A 3,929-nucleotide genomic window follows, 5' to 3' on the forward strand; every position below is an offset into this window, starting at 1 on the left:
GAATGCGGTGGCGAGCGGGCTGTACTCGATCTTGGCGCGGGCGCGGTCGAGACCGTCGGCGAGGATCCGGGCGTGGTCGAAGGCGAGCGGGATGCCGGGCCGTCCGCCGACGCCCCCCCCGGGGGTGTCGGCGGACGGCCCGGCGGCCTGGGCGGGGTCGAGGTCGAGGGCGGACACCGGATGCCAGGCGGCGCCCGCGGCGTCCGAGCCGGCCCGCGGGTCGGGCAGGCCCGGGGCGAAGGCCAGGTACGCGACGGAGACGACGTGCATCCGGGGGTCACGGTCGGGCTCGCCGTAGCTGCCGAGCTGTTCGAGGTGCATGCGGCTGAGGGCGGCGCCGATCTCGAAGCTGCCCTCCAGCCCGGTCTCCTCGGCGAGCTCGCGGACGGCGGCGTCGGCCAGGCCCTCGCGCCCGGCCCGCAGGAAGCCGCCGGGCAGCGCCCAGCAGCCCTGGAAGGGCGGCTCGCCGCGCTCGACGAGCAGGACGTGGAGGTCGCCGCCGCGCAGGGTGAGGGCGACCACGTCGACCGTGACGGCGACGGGCGTGAAGGCGCGCGGGTCGTAGGCGGCGAGCCAGTCGCGCTCGGCGCCGCCGGTGGCGGCCGCGTCGCCGCCCGTGGTCGCCCCGTGGTCTCCGGTGGCCATCCCGCACCCCGCTCTGCCGTGTCGGCGACCGCTGCGGCCGCCTCGTTATTCTCGGACTGAGAACAACGTAGCGCAGCCCACCGACGACCGCCAGCGACTTTCGATCACCCGTCCGAGTGGTCCGCGCCGGCCGCCGCCCGTCGGCAGCGCGGCACCGCGGCACTACGACACCGCCACACCACGGCCCGCCGGCACCGGGCACCCCGCTCCCCCGGCCGGCACCGGGCACCCCGCCACCCGGCTCGTCCGGGCCGCCGCGCGCGTTCTACAGTGCAGAACCGCAGCGCGGGCGCCGCTGCTGCCCGCCGACGTGGAGGTGACCGTGCCCGCCGCTCCCCCGCCCGACTTCGCCGCAGCCCTCGCGGCCGGCCCGCTGGTGCTGGACGGCGGCCTGTCCAACCAGTTGGCCGCGGCCGGGCACGACCTCTCCGGCGCGCTCTGGTCGGCCCGCCTGCTGGCCGACCGGCCGGACGCGATCACCGCCGCCCACCTCGGCTACTACCGGGCCGGGGCCGATGTCGCGATCACCGCCAGCTACCAGGCCAGCACGGCCGGGTTCGCCCGCCGCGGCCTCGGCCGGGCGGAGGCGGAGCGGCTGATCGGATCGAGCGTGCGGCTGGCCCGGGAGGCGGCCCGGCAGGCGGGCGGCGGCCGGCCGCGGTACGTGGCGGCGTCGGTGGGCCCGTACGGTGCGGTGCTCGCGGACGGCTCGGAGTACCGCGGCAGGTACGGCCTGAGCACGGCGGCGCTGGAGCGGTTCCACCGGCCCCGCCTGGAGGTGCTGGCCGCGGCCGGGCCGGACGTGCTGGCGATCGAGACGATCCCGGACACCGACGAGGCCGAGGCGCTGCTGCGTGCGGTCGACGGGCTCGGGGTGCCGGCCTGGCTCTCGTTCAGCATCGAGGGCGACCGGACCCGGGCCGGACAGCCGCTGGCGGAGGCCTTCGCGCTGGCGGCGGAGGCCGACGCGGTACTCGCGGTGGGGGTGAACTGCTGCTCCCCGGCGGATGCGGACCGGGCGGTCCGGGCGGCCGCCGAGGCCACCGGCAAGCCGGTCGTGGTCTACCCGAACAGCGGTGAGCGCTGGGACGCGGCGGCCCGCGACTGGCGCGGCGCACCGACCTTCGGTCCGGCGCGGGTGGCCTCCTGGCTGGCGGCCGGCGCCCGGCTGGTGGGCGGCTGCTGCCGGGTGGGCGAGCGCGAGATCGCCGCGCTCGCCACGGCCGTTCGCACGCCGCAGTGACCGGAAAGGTGCACGCCCGGCCGTCGGCCTGGCAGACTCTTGGCGATACCACTGCGGTCGACAATGTCGACCGCCTGTCAGCGGAGGTAGCCGATGCCCGGCCCGATCCAGTCGCTCTCCCGGGCTGCCGCGATCATGCGGCTGCTGGCAGGCGGTGAGCGCCGGCTCGGCCTGTCCGAGGTCGCAACCGCGCTGGACCTGGCCAAGGGCACCGCGCACGGCATCCTGCGCACCCTCCAGCAGGAGGGCTTCGTCGAGCAGGACCCGGAGAGCGGCAAGTACCAGCTGGGCGCCGAGCTGCTGCGCCTGGGCCAGAGCTACCTGGACGTGCACGAGCTGCGCGCCCGGGCGCTGGTGTGGGCCGACGACCTGGCCAGGGCCAGCGGCGAGACCGTGTACCTGGGCGTGCTGCACCAGCGGGGCGTGCTGATCGTGCACCACGTCTTCCGCCCGGACGACACCCGGCAGGTGCTGGAGGTCGGCTCGATGCAGCCGCTGCACAGCACCGCGCTGGGCAAGGTGCTGCTGGCCTACGACCCGGTCGCGCGCGGCGAGCTGGGCGACGGGCCGCTGGAGTCGTACACCCTGCGAACCCTGACCGACCCGGCCGACGTGGACGCCGAGTGCGCGCTGATCCGCGAGCGCGGCTGGGCCGACTCGATCGAGGAGACCTGGGAGGGCGTGGCCTCGATCGGCGCGCTGATCCAGGACCGCCGGCGCAATCCGGTGGGCGCGGTCTGCATCAACGGCCCGGTGGAGACGGTCACCGAGAACGGCTTCGTCAAGCCCGGCCTGGTCGCGTCGGTGCGCAGCGCCGCGCGGGCGATCTCCCGGGACCTGGGCGCCGGGCGCTTCTGACGCCGCAGGCGAGCGGCCGTACCTCCTCCGAAGGACCCGCGCGGGGCGCGGACGGGCGGTCGCCCGTCCGCGCCCTGGCGTTTTGTCCCGTTCTGCGCTCTTGATCCGGTTAGCGTGGCGCCCTGCCGACCCGCGGCGTGCCGGGACGGCGACCGTCACAGGTGCGTAACCCTGCCTTGACGCGGAGGGCGGACGCAGGGAAAGCTTCCGCATGACGGTCGACATTGTCGAACGCCGGCCGGGAGATCCGCTCCCACCTCGCGCTCACCCGCACCGCGCTCACCCGCACCGCGATCGCCCGGCCCCCACCCCCACCCCCACCCCCCGCTCCGCATCGGGTCATAGGACAAGGGAGTCTCTGTGTCCGCTTTCTCCAACGGCGACATCATCGTCGGCGAAACCCTCGGTACTGCTGCGCTGATACTCCTCGGCGGCGGCGTCTGCGCCGCGGTGACGCTGAAGAAGTCCAAGGCCGTCAACGCTGGATGGCTCGCCATCACCTTCGGCTGGGGCTTCGCCGTCCTCGTCGCCGCCTACATGTCGGCACCCAAGTCCGGGGCGCACCTGAACCCGGCGGTCACCATCGCCCTCGCGACCGAGAGCGGCGACTGGAGCAAGGTGCCGCTCTACACCGGCTCCCAGATGCTCGGCGCGATCATCGGCGCCGTCCTGGTGTGGGTCACCTACCTCGGCCAGTTCCAGGCCAACGAGGAGCCCACGCTCGGCATCTTCTCCACCGGGCCCGAGATCCGGAACCCCATCCAGAACCTGCTCACCGAGATCATCGGCACGGCCGTGCTCTGCCTGGCGATCCTCACCCAGGGCCTCAACAAGGGGCTCGGCCTGTCCGGCACCGGCATCCTGATGGTCGCCCTCACCGTGGTCGGCATCGGCCTCTCGCTCGGCGGCCCGACCGGCTACGCGATCAACCCGGCCCGCGACCTCGGCCCGCGCATCGTCCACGCGCTGCTGCCGATCCCGAACAAGGGCGGCTCCGACTGGTCCTACGCCTGGATCCCGGTGGCCGGCCCGGTCATCGGCGCCCTGCTGGCCGGCGGCCTGTACAACCTCGCCTTCTGATCAGCTCCGGCCGGGTGGTTGCGCAAGGTCGCATATCTGCTCTGCGGCGACTGGGATCGGGCCGACGACCTCGTCCAGGAGAGCATCACCAAGCTCTACGTGA

General features: G+C 74.7%; 4 protein-coding genes. 3 read left to right on the top strand and 1 reads right to left on the bottom strand.

All coding sequences use genetic code 11. The features are described from left to right. A partial coding sequence (locus ACFV0G_RS36675; RefSeq protein WP_380557288.1) for an NUDIX domain-containing protein occupies positions 1-645 on the bottom strand: 645 nt, incomplete at its 3' end. Between the two features lie 316 nt (positions 646-961). On the opposite strand from ACFV0G_RS36675, the gene mmuM reads away from it, so the two are divergent. The 3 genes from mmuM (at position 962) to ACFV0G_RS36690 (ending at position 3,826) form a co-directional block, all read left to right on the top strand. Further along, positions 962-1,888: a homocysteine S-methyltransferase gene (gene mmuM / locus ACFV0G_RS36680; protein WP_380557291.1), complete on the top strand. Its 927-nt coding sequence runs from the start codon at positions 962-964 to the stop codon at positions 1,886-1,888. Between the two features lie 93 nt (positions 1,889-1,981). Then, on the top strand, positions 1,982-2,746 hold the full coding sequence (locus ACFV0G_RS36685) for an IclR family transcriptional regulator (protein ID WP_380557294.1): 765 nt from the start codon (positions 1,982-1,984) through the stop codon (positions 2,744-2,746). A 360-nt stretch (positions 2,747-3,106) separates the two neighbouring features. Beyond that, positions 3,107-3,826, top strand: coding sequence for an MIP/aquaporin family protein (locus ACFV0G_RS36690; protein WP_380557297.1), 720 nt, complete (start codon positions 3,107-3,109; stop codon positions 3,824-3,826). Positions 3,827-3,929 lie beyond the last annotated feature (103 nt).

This window comes from Kitasatospora sp. NPDC059571 (genome assembly GCF_042735675.1).
Taxonomy (GTDB): Bacteria; Actinomycetota; Actinomycetes; order Streptomycetales; family Streptomycetaceae; genus Kitasatospora.